A 14,984-nucleotide genomic window follows, 5' to 3' on the forward strand; every position below is an offset into this window, starting at 1 on the left:
AGCGCGTAAGGGGCGCGTCGCGAAGAAGACGCGTCGCGAGTTAGTCGTCCGCCGATGCGGGTTCTGGCGTCGCCTCGGTCGTTTCGAGGAGTCGGTCGAGTGCATCGACCATCGCCTGCACGCTCGCTCGCGTGATGTCGGCGTCCGACGCGGCGACGGAGACACTCCGGTCGCCGAGCGACATGGTCACTTCGACGGTCACGACGGCGTCGGTGCCGCCGGTGATGGCGTCGACGTGGTAGTCGTCGAGTTGGGCGTCGGCGTCTGGACCGAGTGCTTTTCTGACGGCTTTCACCGCAGCGTCGACCGGACCGGACCCGGTGCCGGATGCGACTCGTTCGTCGCCGTCGACCCGGAGTCTGACGCTGGCAGTCGGCGTGCCACCGCCGGATGCGGCCGTGAGGTCGAGGAGTTCGACCTGTCGGTCACGTTCGCGTCCCTGCACGTCTTCGGCGAACGCGAGCAAGTCGGCGTCGGTGACGCGCTTTCCTCGGTCGCCGAGTTCCTTGACTCGACTGACGACGGCCGCGACTTCCTCGTCGGTGGCGTCGACACCGTGTTCGTCGAGTGCCGCCTTCACGCCGGCGCGGCCAGCGTGTTTCCCGAGGACGAGACGTCGTTCGCGCCCCACCGTCTCCGGCGAGTACGGTTCGTACATCGCGTCGTCTTTGAGCGTGCCGTCCGTGTGGATGCCGCTCTCGTGGGTGAAGGCGTTCTGCCCGACGACGGCCTTGTTCGGTGGGAGTGCGACACCAGTCGCGTGGGCCACCTTCTGGGCCAGTGCGTAGAGTTCGTCGAGTTTGACGCTCTCGACGTCGTAGCAGTGTGCGAGCGCGATTGCCACCTCTTCGAGGGCGACGTTGCCGGCGCGTTCGCCGATGCCGTTGACCGTGGTGTGGACGAGGTCCGCACCCGCGGACAGACTGGCGTGGACGTTCGCCATCGCGAGTCCCAGGTCGTCGTGGGTGTGCGTCGACGTGGGGCCGTACTCCGCGAGACGCGAGACCACGTCGTACGTGTGTTCGGGACTGGTGTGGCCGACCGTGTCCGCGAAACAGAATCGGTCGGCACCGGCGTCGTGAGACGTTCGTGCGAGTTCTTCGAGGAACTCAGGTGACGCACGCGACCCGTCTTCGCCGATGACTTCGACCCAGAGGCCGTGGTCTTTGGCGTACGCGACGAGTTCGTCGGTCGTCTGGACGACACCCTCGCGGGTCGTCCCGACCTTCGACTCGATGTGGCGCTCGCTCGCCGGAACGACGAGCGTGATGCCGCCCACGTCGCAGTCGAGCGCGAGGTCGATGTCGCCTTGCACGCCGCGGGCGAAACTCGTCACCGTCGCGTCGAGGCCGAGTGACGTGACGCGCTTGATGGTCTCGCGCTCGCCGGGGCCGGTACAGGCGCTTCCTGCTTCGATGTAGTCGACCTGTGCCCGGTCGAGTGCGCGCGCGATGTCTGCTTTCTCGTCCGGCGTCAACGAGACACCGGGCGCTTGCTCGCCGTCGCGGAGCGTCGTATCTAACAACTGTACCGAATCAGAAGTGCGTAGCTCGGGGGTCTTCCCGAATCGTTCGTTCACGGTAGAATCGTGTCCTTGTAGGTTAGAACCGTCGAATTTCACAGCCAGCCGTCTCGCGACGACTTACTCTATCCTCCGTCGGTGTGGTATCTCCCGACATAGTAATTGAACACATTTGTCGAAGAATGTATAAAAGAGATGGTTCCGACAGAAATTGGTGTCACGTCGGAGGTGGTCGTCGCGTCCCGTACTTCGGTGGCCGCGGCAGTCGCGTGCGCTACCGTCTGGCAGTCGCGTGCGCTACCGTCTGGCAGTCGTGGACGCTACCGTATCCGTCTCACTCCGCGAGTTCGACGAGGTCACCCGGTTCGACGTCTTCGGCCGCACCGGCGGGGAGTTCGATGATGGTGTCTGCCATCCCGAACCCGACGCCGGTCCACGCAGACAGGCGTTTTTTCTGCTTGACCTCGTCGCCGATGAGGAACAGTGCGTCGATGTCGAAGGGGACGAACATCATGTGGAGACTGTGTCTATCGGCGTCGTCGAATCGGAAGACGAGGGCGTAATCTTCGGGGACGGACCCGCGGAACATCAGTCCACGGGCTTTCGAGAGGAACGAATCGGCGGTTTCGACGTTCGAGGCGAGCGTCGTGTGGTCGCCGTTCTGTCGGTGTACGAGCCTCACTACCCTGATTAATGACAGAGTAGATGATGAAACCATCGACGAGTCGACATTCAGGGTTTCGAGAGCGTTCTCGTGAATCGGCCGTAGACCGTCGGACAGTCGAGAGCAACGTTTACACACGCGCCGGTCTGACCCCGGTGCATGGAACAGACGCCGACAGGCACGCCCGTGGGTGTCGACGACCCCTACGACCACGCCGGCCGGTGTGACCACCTCACCAGTGACGGGCACTGCCGTCTCGCCCGCGAGTACGCCGATAGAGACCCGGCGTTCGCCCGCGAGCGTGCGCGCGAGAACTACGTCTGTGTCGCCGCTGCCGAAGACTGTGACTTCAGCGACTGCCCCCACTACGCCTCGACCACCAACGGTCGCGAGTGCACTCGCTGTGGCCTCGAAGAGGTTCGCATGGCCCACGACTCGACGGCACGCCCGTTACTCGAAGAACACCACCTCTCGTACGGCAGTCGTGACGGCCCAGAGCCCTCGCACGAGATTACCGTCGCCCTGTGCCGGTGGTGTCACACGAAGGTCCACAAGTCGTTCGCCCGCATCGACGACGACGCCTCGCCCGACCCGGAGGCCATCGCTACGCGTGAAGCGCGACGGACGAAAGAGCTAGAAGAGATGGGCTTTCAGTCGGCACGGGACCGATTCGGCGACGAGTGACTCCCCGAACGCCGCCCGCAGTTTCTCCGGTCGATATGCCAATATGATGCACGGATACGCGCATCTCGACCATTCTTCGAACCACTTTTAGGCACGGTAGTCCAATCCCGCTCATGACCCGCATCGTCGTCATCGACAACCACGGGCAGTTTACCCACCTCGAACGGCGCGCACTCCGTGACCTCGGCGTCGACACCGAACTCGTCGACAACGACACGGACCCCGCAGACATCGACGCAGACGGTATCGTCCTCTCCGGCGGTCCTGACATGGACCGAATCGGCCGCTGTGCCGACTACCTCGAACTCGACGTTCCGGTCCTCGGTATCTGCCTCGGCATGCAGATTCTTGCCGAGGAACTCGGTGGCCGCGTCGGTTCCGGCGACTACGGTGGCTACGCCGACGTCGACGTAGAGATTCTCGACGAAGACGACCCACTCATCGGTTCGCTCGCCCCCGAGACACGTGTCTGGGCGAGTCACGCCGACGAAGTCAAGGAAGTCCCCGAAGGCTTCACCCACACTGCCACGAGCGACGTGTGTACCATCGAAGCGATGAGCGACGCCGAACGTGACCTCTACGGCGTCCAGTGGCACCCAGAGGTAGCCCACACCGACGAGGGTGAGGAAGTCTTCGAGAACTTCATCGCTATCTGCGAAGCGTAACTCTCCCTCTTGCGAACGAGATATTCGGCTCGTCGAGGCCGAAAAACCGTGGCCCCGAACGCCCACCACCTCTCTCTTATCCTTTTTCGGTCGAAATAATACGAGAGATTTACCCCACTCCGTTCTGTCTGTTCGAGAAATGACCTCCACGCAGAGCGACCTCGCTGGGTTGTCGCGGTTCATCTTCCGCGCGCCCAACTGGTACACGAGTCTGGGGTTCGCCTTGCTCGTCGCCGCGATGGCCGGAATCGCGGCGTTCGACTCCGGTGACCTCGAAAGCTCGTGGCGGGGTATCTTCTTCCTCGGCAGGGACGCCTGGGAAGGCATCTTCTTCATCGGCATCCCCACTGTCGTCGCGGCGTTCGGGACGACCGGCGTCGACCGATTCGTCGGCGGCAAACTCACGCACAATCGCTCGTCACTCCTCGCACTGGCGGGTGAAGTCATCATCGTGACGTTCGTCACCGTCGCCGCCATCGTCTCGGTGTTCACCGGCCTCGGCCAGCGGTTCGTCTTCGACGCACTCGTGGTCGCTCTCGCGTCGGTCTTCGCGTTCCGCCTGCTCATCATCATGGCCGTCTCCCGGTCGTCGCTGCTGATTGCGGCGGTTCCAGCGAGCATCCAGACGCTCACGGCCGCGGCCCTGTTGTTCGTCTACAGTGGCACGCTCCGGTTCTTCGAGGTGGGTGGGCCTATCCTCGACGCGTACCTGATGCCCTACCTCGCCCGCCCCGACAGAGCGCCGCCCGAACTCTCGGCAATCGCACTCACTCACTTCCAACTGCTGGCGATTACCTGCGTCATCTACTCGCTCGGCGTCTACGCCTTCCTCCGCGTCGTGGACCGGCCGTGGCGTCGAAGTCTCGGCGTGTCGGTCCTCGACTTCATCCGCGGGTTCATCGGTCACGTCGCCGAGGGGACCCGCGAACTGGAGGACTTCTTCGAACAACTCGGCCAAGAGGCAATCGTCCCCGTGACCGTCCTCTCGTTCCGCCGAGACGACGGCACCGAGAAAGCCCGATTCGTCCTCCCGATGATTCACCCCGGCCCGATGGGCGAAATCGGCGGCGGCAACTTCCCCGAACGGGTCGCCCGACGTGCCGAAGGCCTCGCGTTCCCGCCGCACGCAACCGCCGGCCACGACTTCAACCTCGTGACCGAGCGCGAAGTCGACGTCGTCCTCGACGCTGCGGACGCCGCCTACGAGGACATCGAGTACACGGCCGAGGCGACTGAGAGCGTCCGTGTCGAATCCGGCGATGCCAAGATGCTCGGCCAAGGCTTCGGCGACGATGCCGTCCTCGTCTCCACGTACGCACCCATGTTCGCGGACGACGTGGAGTACGCCGTCGGCCTCTCGGCCGCCGCCGAGGCGAGGACGACGGGCCTCGAAAACGTCCTTCTCGTGGACGCACACAACTGCAACAACGGACTGCAAGGCGCGGACCTCGGCCACGTCACGCCCGGGAGCAAACGCTCGTTCGACATGATATCGGCCGCGGGTCTCGCGGGCGAGCACCTCGGCACCTCGTCTCGCGGGACACTCACACTCGGGACAGCGTGGGACCAGACCGAGTGGGTTCCGCGAGAGGGTATCGGCCCGCTGGGAATCCGCGTGGCCGTGACCGAGGTAAACGACCAGGTGACTGCGTACGTCCTCGTCGACGGGAACAACATGGAACCCGGCCTACGCGACTACATCGTCGACACCCTGACGGACGGCCCGGACGCACTGGCGGACGTCGCGGAAGTGATGACGACGGACACGCACATCGTCAACACCGTCGAAGCCGAGAATCAGGTCGGGGCGGCAATCGACCACGACGAACTGCTCGCGACGGTAACGGACCTCGTCGAGACGGCGGTTGCAGACCAAGAACCCGTCACTGCGGGGATGGCCACCCAGCGCGCCGAAGTGACCATCTTCGGTAACGACCGGACCGAGACGCTCGCGAGTCACGCGAACGCCGTCGTCTCGATGGGCGGAGCGCTGGCGTTGGCGGTCATCCTCGCGTCGATGGCTGTCAGTCTTCTCGTGTTCTTCCTCGCGTAAGGAATCTCCCACGGCCGAAGTGTCCCGTCTTCTCCGACACCGTCGTCACTCACCGAGTGAACTCGGACGACGAGAAGACGCCCCGTCGCACTTACTTCAACGAGAGCGTCCGCGTCTCGATGGCACCACAACTCGGACAGACGTGTCGGTAGAGGACTGCCGACCCGGTAGTCTTGGCAGACCACCCACCGTCTGTATCGACGTGTCCACACTCCGAACAGACTCGCTCGACGTCGGTGTAGCGTTCTCGCAGACGGTCCAACGCAGTCGTCCCTCTCGGGGTACGCCTGATTGACATGAGGTAACATACACCACATATCGTCATAATTGTATCGGGCGATTGTACAGTTTGGCCCCGTACTTGTTTCGGTTTCCATAGCGACTCACCGAATCGATGCGATAGTCACACAGTTTGGTGGCAACACGTCGCTCAGAGAGACGACTGGCTACCTGTCGTGGCGTCGGTGACGACCGATGCGCCGCTCACGGTGTGAAGCGAGTGCGGGGGGTTCCCGCGAAAAGACCCTACTCGTCGTCAGCGGCCGCGAACAGTTCGTCCACGGCTTCCTGTGCCGTTCGGGCCGCCTCGTCGGCGACCGCTTCGGCGTTTTCGGCGTCGTCGGGCGCGTTGATGTACACGTCCACGTCGAGCACGCCGTCTTCGAACGTCACAGTGACGTCAAAGTCCGTGACGCGCGACTGCTTGAACCGGGCGAAGATGAGGCCTTCGGCCGCTTCCGCGGCAGTCTGGACCACTTCTTCGTCCGTCGGCTCTGGCATTTATGCGCCGCCGGGGCCCATCGGGCCGGCACCGCCTGCGCCGCCTTGGAGCATCTGCTGGAGTTCTTCCTGCAGATTCTCGAACTTCTCTTGGACGCGCGACTCCTGCTTCGTCAGTTGTTCGACGCGGACTTCGAGGCTCTCGACCTTCTCTTCGAGGTCTTCCTGCGCTGCTTCGTAGTCCGTCTCGATGAGGAGTTCACCGACTTCGCGGTACATCGTGGAGTCAGCGTCGACGTCCTCGAGCGTGTCGAGGGCCGTCTTGGCTTCGTTGAGCGCCGTCTCGGAGGACTGCTTCTGCTCGGAGACGTTCTGGGCGGTCTCCTGAAGGTTCTGCAGTTCTTCGAGCTTCTCTTGGGCTTCCGGCGGCAGACTTCCCTGCATACCCGAACGGACGGGACGCCGGCCCTAAAACACCCGCGGTCTCCTACGCAGATTGTGAACGACTCTCGCCCGCCGCTGCGACGGCCTCTGCGGTCTCGACGAGGCGAATCCACGTGTTCACGCCGGCGCGGAGTGCCACGATGTCTCCGGCGTCGACGGTGACGACGACAGTCCGTCCCTCGCGGTGGACGCGCGCACTCGACCGAGCGTCGTCTATCTCGCCGACTTCGACGGCGACGCTCCGTTCGACGATGCGCGCGCGCCGCTCGTCGGGGTAGTCGAACTCGAGAGAAGCGCTGTGCGCTGAGCGCACGTTACTCGACGTTGACTTCTTTCACGTTGGGGGACCGCTCCTTCAGCAGGACGCGGTGCCCACAGTACGGGCAACGAACGCCACCGAACTCGTCCAGTTCGACGTCGCGCTTGCACCGGGAACACTTGTAGCTCATTGTAAGATGTGAGGAATCGAGGCTAACTCGAGGTTATTCGGAATCGCCGGTCAGTGCGGCGCGGATGGAGCGACGAACCTGCTTGCCTGCCGGAGTCTGGGGGCGGTAGGTACCGCCGGTGAAGACTTCGCCAGTCTTCTCGTTCTTCCAGATACCGGTTCCGACGCGGGTAACGTCGTCGCCGTCGACTTTCGCACTGCGCATCTCTGCTTCGATTTCCTTGACGCGGCGGCGGGCGACACGGCCGTACCGTGCACCGAAGCGCCCGGCACTTCCAACAGATCGTGCCTTCTTGTCGGCCATAGTACCGCGAACTACCTCGGCAGTATGGATAAACCCTACGAGTCGTCTCGGCCAGACGGGACCCTAGACACGGCTTTGTCGATACTTCGCGTAGTGAGTGGCATGACAAAACACCTCGTTGTCGGGGCGGGCCCAGTCGGACTGGCAGTCGCAGAACATCTCCGTGAACGCGACGAGGATGTCGTCGTCGTCACGCGACACGTAAAACACGCGCTTCCCGAGGGCGTCGAACACCGCAGAGTCGACGTTTCAGACCCGACTGTCGCGGCCGAGGCGTTCGCAGACGCCGACGTGGTCTACCAGTGCGCGCAACCACCCTACGACGCGTGGCCCGACCTGTTCCCCGACCTGACTCGTGGCATCGTCGAAGGTGTCGAGGCCGCCGACGCACGGTTGGTCGTCGCAGAGAACCTCTACATGTACGGCGAGGTAGACGCTCGACTCACCGAAGACCTGCCGTACGCGGCCACTGGCCCGAAGGGGCGAACGCGCGCGAAGTGCGCCCGGATGGTCCTCGACGCCCACGACGAGGGTCGAATCGAGGCGACGATTGGCCGCGCGAGCGACTTCTTCGGCCCGCGAGTCCGCGAGTCTGCCGTCGGCGAACAGGTGTTCGGGGCCGCCGTCGCAGGCAAGCGCGCGATGGTCTTCGGGAATCCGAAATACCCGCACACGTACATCTACGTCCCGGACTTCGCCCGTGCGCTGGTCCTCCTCGGTGAGCGTGACGACGCACTCGGCGAGGCGTGGCACGTGCCGAACCCGGAGACTGTCTCGACCCGCCGGTTCGTCGATTTCGTCTACGACGCCGCCGGGGCCGACCCGGGATTCCCACACATCGTCGCCGCCTCGGGACTCGTGTTGACACTCGGAAGCTACGTGAGTTCACCGCTGAAGGAACTCAGCGAACAGCGGTACTCGTTCGAAGCGCCGTACATCGTCGACGACTCGAAGTTCAGAGACGCCTTCGGCGACGCGGTGACGCCGACACCGCTGGAGACGGCTATCGAAGCGACAGTGGAGTGGTACCGCGAACAGGGGGCCGCGGCCGACCCGATTCGTCTCGGAACCGATGCGGACCACCCGACTGAAGCGACGCAGCAGTGAGTGTCTTCAGGAGTGAGTCGCCAGCGAGTGAACTCACTCGTCCTGTAGTCCGTCTTCCCGCAGTGCGTCGTTCAGGTCGTCGCGGACGCGTTCGCCCGTCTCGCGGTCCATCGCCGTCGTGACGATGCGATTTTCCTGTACGCTGGACCCGTCGCGCAAGAGGAGTCTGACGTTTCCATTGGTGTCCGCGCGCGTGACTTTGGCGCGGAGGCCCGTCCGCGACCCGGTACCGCTGGCGTCGATGGGGCCGGGGATGACCTTCTTGACGTGTGGGTGGCCGGCGACGACGCCAATCGCCCGTCTGCCCTTTCGCCCGCCGATGAGCGTCGTGTGACTGCCACCGAGTTTCTCCGCGGGTGGGATGTCGACGACTTCCAGCGCTCGTTCGCCGCGCCGGTCGAGGACGGCCTGTACCGGGTCGGTTTCCGTGACGCGGTAGAATTCGTAGTGGAGTTGCGCGCGCGTCTCGCGCAAGGGAGCACGCTCGCCCGCGGCGTAGACCGTCTCCGGGCGTTTGCGTCGAATCTCGTCGGCGACGAGGCCCGCGAAGTTCCGCAGTTGGACGACTCTGGTGTCGTCGTCCGTCTCGGGGATGGTCGTGACCGTCGTCTCGCCGACGATGTCGTCTTCGTCGAGGAAGGTGAGCGTCGCGCGGTCGGATTCGAAGACGGCGACGACGGCGTCGCAGTTGGCGGTGTTGCAGGTGAGACAGTAGTCTCCCGGTTTGGCTAACGGATTCCCACACCGCCGGCAATGCATACCGTCGGTTCGGGTGTGCGCGTACAAAAGGTCGTTTATGTTCGAAGTGACTCGCCACGTCCGTCCCGCGCGGCGACGCCGAACGGATTCCCGGACTGTCTCTCGTGGCGAAAACTATTGGTGCCGTGTCCGTGACACCGAGGTATGCGTCGTCGCGCCCTTCTGGCGTCTCTGTCTCCGCTCGCACTCGCCGGTCTCGTCGGGGTGTTCGCCCTCGCACTCGACCCAGAGACGACCATCCGTCTCGCAACCCAACTCGGGCAGTCAGCACTCGACACTGGCCGTGCTATCGCATCGTATCTCCGCCGGGCCGCACCCATCTCGACGGTGCTGTTCGCCGTCTTCGCGTGGCTCGCCGCCGGGACGTTCCGTGCGTTCTTCGCTCACCGTGACCCCGTCGACACCCGCACGACGGCGGAACTCGTCTTCGCACTCGTCGCCTCCGCGGGCATCCCACTCGTGGCCGTGTTCGCTCGCGACAGACCTGTCGTCGTCGTCGGCACGGGCGTCGTCTTCCTCGCGGCGGTAGGTGCAATCTTCGCCGGACGCTCGAACACCGAAGGCGTCGTCACGGGGTCACTGTACGCGATGGCACCCATCGCCCTCGGCGCGGGTGTCGCCTACGCCGTCGCCGGCCCGTCCGTCGCGCGCACCTCGACGCTCGCGCTTCCACTCGCCGTCGGATACGCACTCGGTGTGTCGAGCGCTCGGGGCCGGTATCGTCTCGGGGCCGCCGTCTCGACGCTCGCGTTCGCAGTCCCCGTGTGGTCGTACTTCCCGCCGGCGGCCGAAGCCTCCGGATTCCAACTTTGGACCGTCGCACTCGCTATTGGGTTCGCACTCGTCGCGACGCTGCTGTCGCTCCCGTTCGCGGCAATCGGGTACGCGACGACGCGGACGACGGCGGCGCCGCAGTCGCAGTCCGCCGACTGAGTCGGAAAACAGAGAGAATCCCCTATTCAGAGGTCCAGCGGACCGGCCTTCAGGTACTCACGCATCACGGCCGTCGCGTACGACCCGTGCGGGAGTGCGAAGTCGACGGCGAACTCGTCGTCGTCGTCGATGGTGAGGTCGGTTCGGACGAGAATCGCCCGCCGGGTGCCGGTCGAACGGAAGTTTCCGGGCAGGTCGAAGTCACTCGGTTCGAGGTCTAACTCGTCGAGAACTTCCCGCTCGATTTCACCCTGTTCGCCGTCGGCGAGTTCCGTCTCGGTGCCGACGAGTGGCGCGGTGACGAAGGCCCGTCCGCGTTCGATGTGGCGGCCCATCACGTCGACGCGACGGCCAGTCGCCGACTGGAGACGACTCACGTCGGGCAGTTCGAGGCCGTCGGGTGCGTCCCTGTCGGCGAAGCAGACGACATCGCCTTCGACCGGTTCGTCGAAGGGGAGGCCGCGGGCCAGTCGCTCCGAGAGGATTCGGTTGAACGCGTACGACTGGGCGGCGTTGACGAAGAGTCGCTGGAGGTTCGAGGGGACAGATTCGAGCGCGTTTCGCCAGTCTTCTTCGGTCTCTGCGCCGTCTTCGGCGAGACGGTGGAGCATCCCGCGTTCGTACCCGAGGTAGCCCGGAATCGCGTCGAGGGCGCGGTGCCAGTCTGGGTCGTCGGAGTCGGCTTCCTCGTCGACGATGGCGCGTCCTTCTTGGGTCTCTTCGGGTTCGTCTTCGGTCGGACCACCGCAGTACGCGAGGACGGCCTCGCGCCACTCACCGCGAACGACGTGGAGGCCGATTGTGTGGGTGACGGGCCGGATACTGCCGAACCGCTGATGGCCGAAGAAGTTTGGCACGCCCACCATGTCGTCTCGGCCGCCGAAGTCGCGGAGGGCCTCGGTGATGGCCGCCGCGTTCTCCGGGCGTTCCGGGTCACGGACGCGGATGCGGAATCCGTTGCCTGCGAGGTCACCGAAGTCGAGTGTCCGACCGAGTCGCCCGACGACTTCGATGTCGGCGTTCGGAACCTCGGGGACGGACGCTGCCTCGCCGCCGTGGACGGTGAACAACTGAGTCGTCACGGCGTGTTTGTCCTTCGTCCCAGCCCACGAGACGCGTTCTCTGCTCACGCCGAGTTCGTCGGAGAGACGCCCGGCGAAGTCGTTGGTGTCCCACCCGCGGAGCGTCACGCGGAGGACGAGGTTGGGGAAGTCGCCCGTGTGGGCGTCCGTCGGGCGGATGTTGAGCGAGTCGAGTTCGAGTTCGCGGACGCGGAAGTCCTCGGGGGCGACTCGAAGGGTGCCGCCGATACCGTCCGCGTCGCTCACGTAGTGGTCGATGCCGACTGCCTGTTCGAGAGGGTGTGCCTCGCGCATCAGTACAGCGAGAGGTCGCCCGTCACGCGGTCGATTTCCTCGTCTTCACCGGGGCCGACGGCGAGTGCCGTCACCGTGCCGGGGTCGAGTTGGGTGTGTCCTGCGTCGCGGATGATTGCGGTGGGAAGCCCCGCACGTTCTGCCTTGTCGGCGAGTTCGAACAGCGCTGACTCGCCGTTCGCCTTGAGGACGACTTTCTTCTGTCCTTCGCCCTTCCAGCGCTTTCGCGTCTGTGTGTCCGTATCTTCGTACGCGGACAGCGAGGCGTGGGCGACCTGCGCGGCGAGTTTTCCTCGGCCCATGCCGAGGTCCGCTCGGGCGACGATGGCCTGTTTCATGGCGTGTTCTCCCCGCCGACGCGGTAAATGTCCTCCCATCGTGGGCGTCGACTCTCCGTGAACCACAAGAAACTTACTTGACATCTTCGACGTTCGACCGATGGCTGGTCCCCGAACGCCCCTCTTCGAGCCCCGCGAATACTTCGATTCGAAGGCGCAGCCGTTCGATTTCGGCCGCGTCCTCGTCGTCGTCGCACTCCTGAGTATCCTCCTCGCTGTCGGTGTCGGTGGTATCCTCTGGACGTTCACCCAACAACTCGACCAACAGGTTTCGGTGGAGAACCCCGACCACTTCCCCGAGTGGTCCTGCGAGCAGTACGAAGACGGCGGCGCGTTCGACGACATGTCCGCGCCCGACGGCTGTGACCCATCTGTCCCCGAGACGATAGACAGACGCCTCGGTGACCTCGTCTGGCAAGAACTCTCGTGGGTACCGTGGGCCATGCTGCTCTTCGTTCCCCTCGGCTGGGTGTTCCAAGCTGCGCTCCTCCACGTCGGGTCGTCACTCGTCGGCGGGTCGGGTCGCTTCACCGACACCCTCGTCGTCGCCGGGTGGGGGATGGTTCCCAGCACACTTCGTCTGTTGGCGGTTGGGTCGTTCCTCGTCTACCAACTCAGTCGCGTGACCCTGCCTGCGGACCCGGAGGGTGCGGTCAGCGCCATGCAGGCGTCCCTCTCGGGGCTTGGGTTACTCACGGGTGCCGTGACGCTCCTCGTCGTCGCGTGGGCGACGTACGTCCGTACGTATGGCCTCGCCCGCGGACGCGACGTCGACGTCGGCGACGCCGCGCTCGTCACTGTCGGCTTGAGCGTCGTCGGTCTCGTCTTCGAACTCCTGTAGGTTCGGTCCCGAACTCGTGTCGGTTTGGGAGTGAGATTCTCCGGATACAACCCGTCACACACCTCGGCCGAGAAGGTGGATTTACGTTACCTCCTCGCGCTCATTCCGACAATGATACTCTCGGACGCAGACATCCTCGCTCGCCTCGAACGAGGCGACCTGGTAGTGGACCCAATCGACGACATCGACATGCAGGTCCAACCGGCGAGTGTGGACCTCCGACTGGGGACGGACTTTCTCGAATTCCAGCGGACGAACATCTCCTGTATCCACCCGACTCGTGAAGACGAAGTGTCGAAATACGTCCGCGAGACGCACGTCCCCGAGGGTGAGGACTTCATCCTCCATCCGGGCGACTTCGTCCTCGGAACGACCAAGGAACGCGTGGAGATTCCCGCCGACCTGCTGGCGACGGTCGAAGGTCGGTCGTCGCTCGGTCGACTCGCCGTCGTCATCCACGCCACGGCCGGTATCGTCGACCCCGGATACGAGGGTCAGATTACGCTCGAACTCTCGAACCTCGGGACTGCACCCGTCGCCCTCACGCCCGGGATGCGCATCTCCCAACTCATCTTCACGGAGATGAAGTCGCCCGCAGACCGTCCCTACGGTGCCGAGCGCGGGTCGAAGTATCAAGGTCAACGCGGGCCACAGGCCTCGCGTATCGGGTCCGACCCAGAGTTCGCCGACGAGACCGACGACGCATGAGATTCATCGAAGAAATCGTCGTCGACGCGTTTCTTCCCACGTTCCGCGCGTTGCTCGCAGAAGACCTCCGTGCTCGTGGATTCACGCAGGCCGAGGTAGCCGACGCACTCGGCATCAGTCAGAGCGCCGTCTCGAAGTACGCTCACGGCGAGGTCAGCATGAACGAACGCATCGCCGACGACAAGCGCGTCCACGACCTGGTCGCCCGCGTCGGTGAGGGTCTCGCAACCGGCGACATGACGCCGGTGCAGGCACTCGTCGAGTCGGAAGTCCTCATCCGACAACTCGAAGAAGGCGACCTGCTCTCGGACCTCCACGAAGAGGCGATGCCGGAACTCGCCTCCTACGACGGATTTCACAGCATCCACGACCCCGAGGGACACCTCCGGACGGTCGAACAGGTTCGGTCGTCGGTCCGCCGCGGACTTCGGATGCTCACCAACACCTCCGGGTTCGCCGGTCTCATCCCCAACGTCGGGTCGAACCTCGTCGAAGCTCTCCCCGGTGCCGACAACATCGACGACGTGGCCGCCATCCCCGGTCGTATCTTCGACGTGAAGGGGCAAGCGACGGTCCCCGGCGAACCGGAGTTCGGCGTGAGTGAGCACGTCGCCAGCGTGCTGCTGTCGGCCCGTGCCGCCGACGCGGACGTGAACGCGGCCCTCAACGTCGTCTACGACGCCGGCGTCATCAGTGACCTCGAAGCGGCGGGGTACGAGTGCATCGAGTTCGACCCGGATGCGCCGACGGACCCGGTCCGCGCGACGCTCGAAGGCCGCGACCTGCCGGAGACGTTCGTCGTCTACCAGTCGGGTGGGTACGGCATCGAACCAATCACGTACATCCTCGGTCCCGACGCGCCGACTGTCGCCGACGTGGTTCGCGTCTTACTCTGATGCCCTCCGACTCGTCGGTTTCGGCGCAGCGCTCGTCGACTCCGTCACCGTCGGCAGTCGCGCAATCCTTCTACACTCGCTGGGCGACGCTCTACGATACCATCGCCCGCCGCACACCCGGTGTCGGGCGCCTCAGACACGACGCAGCAGACGCACTCGGAGTCGACGCAGGAGACACCGTAGTCGAGATGGGGTGTGGGACGGGTGCGAACCTGCCGTACCTCGCAGACCGCGTCGGACCCGAGGGCACTGTCGTCGGTGTCGACTTCGCTCCGGGCGTGCTCGACGTCGCCCGCGACCGGATGGCCGCGTCTCCGAACGTCCACCTCGTCCGCGCCGACGCGACACGTCCTCCGCTCACCGACGTCGACGCCGTCCTCGCGACGTTCGTCTCCGGGATGTTCGCCGACCCCGCCGACGTCGTCTCGTCGTGGGCGGACCTCGTCGGTCCCGGCGGGAGACTCTGTCTCGTCGACCTCGCGCGGACGACGGACCCGACGTGGCGAGCGCTCAATCCTGTCT

General features: G+C 64.7%; 20 protein-coding genes. 9 read left to right on the forward strand and 11 right to left on the reverse strand.

Going from position 1 to position 14,984, the window contains the following annotated elements; genetic code table 11:
- Positions 1–40 precede the first annotated feature (40 nt).
- Together AUR66_RS11525 and AUR66_RS11530 are read right to left on the reverse strand one after the other, a co-directional pair.
- Positions 41–1,579 carry a (R)-citramalate synthase gene (locus tag AUR66_RS11525; protein ID WP_058572535.1) on the reverse strand — a complete coding sequence of 513 codons (1,539 nt, stop codon included), beginning with the start codon at positions 1,577–1,579 and terminating at the stop codon, positions 41–43.
- Positions 1,580–1,856: 277 nt separating this feature from the next.
- Positions 1,857–2,204, reverse strand: coding sequence for a DUF192 domain-containing protein (locus AUR66_RS11530; RefSeq protein ID WP_058572536.1), 348 nt, complete (start codon positions 2,202–2,204; stop codon positions 1,857–1,859).
- 141 nt (positions 2,205–2,345) lie between these two features.
- Here AUR66_RS11530 and AUR66_RS11535 point away from each other — a divergent pair, with 141 nt between their 5' ends.
- The 3 genes from AUR66_RS11535 (at position 2,346) to AUR66_RS11545 (ending at position 5,588) form a co-directional block, all read left to right on the forward strand.
- Entirely contained in the window at positions 2,346–2,870 is a 525-nt protein-coding gene (locus AUR66_RS11535) for a DUF7097 family protein (protein WP_058572537.1), read from the forward strand.
- A gap of 113 nt (positions 2,871–2,983) precedes the next feature.
- Complete coding sequence (locus AUR66_RS11540; RefSeq protein ID WP_058572538.1) at positions 2,984–3,535, forward strand: GMP synthase subunit A; 552 nt, start codon at positions 2,984–2,986, stop codon at positions 3,533–3,535.
- Between the two features lie 139 nt (positions 3,536–3,674).
- A complete protein-coding gene (locus AUR66_RS11545) occupies positions 3,675–5,588 on the forward strand; it encodes a DUF2070 family protein (protein ID WP_058572539.1) in 1,914 nt (637 codons plus the stop codon).
- 91 nt (positions 5,589–5,679) lie between these two features.
- Here the strand turns inward: AUR66_RS11545 and AUR66_RS21240 are convergent, their stop codons facing one another.
- The 6 genes from AUR66_RS21240 to AUR66_RS11570 all read right to left on the reverse strand — a co-directional run bounded on the left by AUR66_RS21240 (position 5,680) and on the right by AUR66_RS11570 (position 7,504).
- Positions 5,680–5,886 carry an HVO_0649 family zinc finger protein gene (locus tag AUR66_RS21240; RefSeq protein ID WP_157533079.1) on the reverse strand — a complete coding sequence of 69 codons (207 nt, stop codon included), beginning with the start codon at positions 5,884–5,886 and terminating at the stop codon, positions 5,680–5,682.
- Positions 5,887–6,113: 227 nt separating this feature from the next.
- Positions 6,114–6,368 carry a DUF3194 domain-containing protein gene (locus AUR66_RS11550; protein WP_058572540.1) on the reverse strand — a complete coding sequence of 85 codons (255 nt, stop codon included), beginning with the start codon at positions 6,366–6,368 and terminating at the stop codon, positions 6,114–6,116.
- Positions 6,369–6,752, reverse strand: a complete 384-nt coding sequence (locus AUR66_RS11555) for a prefoldin subunit beta (RefSeq protein ID WP_058572541.1) — start codon at positions 6,750–6,752, stop codon at positions 6,369–6,371.
- A 43-nt stretch (positions 6,753–6,795) separates the two neighbouring features.
- Positions 6,796–7,065, reverse strand: a complete 270-nt coding sequence (locus AUR66_RS11560) for a KEOPS complex subunit Pcc1 (protein WP_058572542.1) — start codon at positions 7,063–7,065, stop codon at positions 6,796–6,798.
- Position 7,066: 1 nt separating this feature from the next.
- Positions 7,067–7,201, reverse strand: coding sequence for a DNA-directed RNA polymerase subunit P (locus tag AUR66_RS11565; protein ID WP_058572543.1), 135 nt, complete (start codon positions 7,199–7,201; stop codon positions 7,067–7,069).
- Between the two features lie 33 nt (positions 7,202–7,234).
- Entirely contained in the window at positions 7,235–7,504 is a 270-nt protein-coding gene (locus AUR66_RS11570) for a 50S ribosomal protein L37 (RefSeq protein WP_058572544.1), read from the reverse strand.
- A 102-nt stretch (positions 7,505–7,606) separates the two neighbouring features.
- On the opposite strand from AUR66_RS11570, the gene AUR66_RS11575 reads away from it, so the two are divergent.
- A complete protein-coding gene (locus AUR66_RS11575) occupies positions 7,607–8,611 on the forward strand; it encodes an NAD-dependent epimerase/dehydratase family protein (RefSeq protein ID WP_058572545.1) in 1,005 nt (334 codons plus the stop codon).
- 33 nt (positions 8,612–8,644) lie between these two features.
- On the opposite strand, the gene AUR66_RS11580 is transcribed toward AUR66_RS11575, so the two are convergent.
- Positions 8,645–9,370 (reverse strand): DUF2103 domain-containing protein, encoded by a 726-nt coding sequence (locus AUR66_RS11580; RefSeq protein ID WP_058572546.1) that lies wholly within the window; start codon positions 9,368–9,370, stop codon positions 8,645–8,647.
- 144 nt (positions 9,371–9,514) lie between these two features.
- On the opposite strand from AUR66_RS11580, the gene AUR66_RS11585 reads away from it, so the two are divergent.
- The gene (locus tag AUR66_RS11585) at positions 9,515–10,303 is read left to right on the forward strand and encodes a hypothetical protein (protein ID WP_058572547.1); all 789 of its coding nucleotides are present in this window, start codon (positions 9,515–9,517) and stop codon (positions 10,301–10,303) included.
- Positions 10,304–10,329: 26 nt separating this feature from the next.
- Here AUR66_RS11585 and truD read toward each other — a convergent pair whose 3' ends face one another.
- Positions 10,330–11,679, reverse strand: a complete 1,350-nt coding sequence (truD, locus tag AUR66_RS11590) for a tRNA pseudouridine(13) synthase TruD (protein ID WP_058572548.1) — start codon at positions 11,677–11,679, stop codon at positions 10,330–10,332.
- Entirely contained in the window at positions 11,679–12,017 is a 339-nt protein-coding gene (gene pth2 / locus AUR66_RS11595; protein ID WP_058572549.1) for a peptidyl-tRNA hydrolase Pth2, read from the reverse strand. The genes truD and pth2 overlap by 1 nt, the downstream gene beginning before the upstream one ends.
- Positions 12,018–12,117: 100 nt before the next feature.
- On the opposite strand from pth2, the gene AUR66_RS11600 reads away from it, so the two are divergent.
- The 4 genes from AUR66_RS11600 to AUR66_RS11615 form a co-directional block, all read left to right on the forward strand.
- Complete coding sequence (locus AUR66_RS11600; RefSeq protein ID WP_058572550.1) at positions 12,118–12,858, forward strand: Yip1 family protein; 741 nt, start codon at positions 12,118–12,120, stop codon at positions 12,856–12,858.
- A gap of 111 nt (positions 12,859–12,969) precedes the next feature.
- A complete protein-coding gene (gene dcd, locus AUR66_RS11605) occupies positions 12,970–13,566 on the forward strand; it encodes a dCTP deaminase (RefSeq protein ID WP_058572553.1) in 597 nt (198 codons plus the stop codon).
- Entirely contained in the window at positions 13,563–14,462 is a 900-nt protein-coding gene (locus tag AUR66_RS11610; RefSeq protein ID WP_058572551.1) for a thiamine-phosphate synthase family protein, read from the forward strand. The genes dcd and AUR66_RS11610 overlap by 4 nt, the downstream gene beginning before the upstream one ends.
- On the forward strand, positions 14,462–14,984 hold a 523-nt coding region (locus tag AUR66_RS11615), incomplete at its 3' end, for a class I SAM-dependent methyltransferase (protein WP_058572552.1). The genes AUR66_RS11610 and AUR66_RS11615, both read left to right, overlap by 1 nt.

Origin of the sequence: Haloferax profundi (assembly GCF_001469865.1) — an archaeon.
GTDB classification, from domain to species: Archaea; Halobacteriota; Halobacteria; order Halobacteriales; family Haloferacaceae; genus Haloferax; species Haloferax profundi.

Bases quoted from the DNA above. Each gene is read 5' to 3' on its own strand.
- AUR66_RS11610 (WP_058572551.1), top strand. From the start codon at position 13,563: ATGAGATTCATCGAAGAAATCGTCGTCGACGCGTTTCTTCCCACGTTC.
- AUR66_RS11580 (WP_058572546.1), bottom strand. From the start codon at position 9,370: ATGCATTGCCGGCGGTGTGGGAATCCGTTAGCCAAACCGGGAGACTAC.
- AUR66_RS11575 (WP_058572545.1), top strand. From the start codon at position 7,607: ATGACAAAACACCTCGTTGTCGGGGCGGGCCCAGTCGGACTGGCAGTC.
- AUR66_RS11585 (WP_058572547.1), top strand. From the start codon at position 9,515: ATGCGTCGTCGCGCCCTTCTGGCGTCTCTGTCTCCGCTCGCACTCGCC.
- AUR66_RS11550 (WP_058572540.1), bottom strand. From the start codon at position 6,368: ATGCCAGAGCCGACGGACGAAGAAGTGGTCCAGACTGCCGCGGAAGCG.
- AUR66_RS11570 (WP_058572544.1), bottom strand. From the start codon at position 7,504: ATGGCCGACAAGAAGGCACGATCTGTTGGAAGTGCCGGGCGCTTCGGT.
- AUR66_RS11540 (WP_058572538.1), top strand. From the start codon at position 2,984: ATGACCCGCATCGTCGTCATCGACAACCACGGGCAGTTTACCCACCTC.
- AUR66_RS11535 (WP_058572537.1), top strand. From the start codon at position 2,346: ATGGAACAGACGCCGACAGGCACGCCCGTGGGTGTCGACGACCCCTAC.
- AUR66_RS11545 (WP_058572539.1), top strand. From the start codon at position 3,675: ATGACCTCCACGCAGAGCGACCTCGCTGGGTTGTCGCGGTTCATCTTC.
- AUR66_RS11565 (WP_058572543.1), bottom strand. From the start codon at position 7,201: ATGAGCTACAAGTGTTCCCGGTGCAAGCGCGACGTCGAACTGGACGAG.
- AUR66_RS11600 (WP_058572550.1), top strand. From the start codon at position 12,118: ATGGCTGGTCCCCGAACGCCCCTCTTCGAGCCCCGCGAATACTTCGAT.
- AUR66_RS11555 (WP_058572541.1), bottom strand. From the start codon at position 6,752: ATGCAGGGAAGTCTGCCGCCGGAAGCCCAAGAGAAGCTCGAAGAACTG.
- truD (WP_058572548.1), bottom strand. From the start codon at position 11,679: ATGCGCGAGGCACACCCTCTCGAACAGGCAGTCGGCATCGACCACTAC.
- AUR66_RS21240 (WP_157533079.1), bottom strand. From the start codon at position 5,886: ATGTCAATCAGGCGTACCCCGAGAGGGACGACTGCGTTGGACCGTCTG.
- pth2 (WP_058572549.1), bottom strand. From the start codon at position 12,017: ATGAAACAGGCCATCGTCGCCCGAGCGGACCTCGGCATGGGCCGAGGA.
- dcd (WP_058572553.1), top strand. From the start codon at position 12,970: ATGATACTCTCGGACGCAGACATCCTCGCTCGCCTCGAACGAGGCGAC.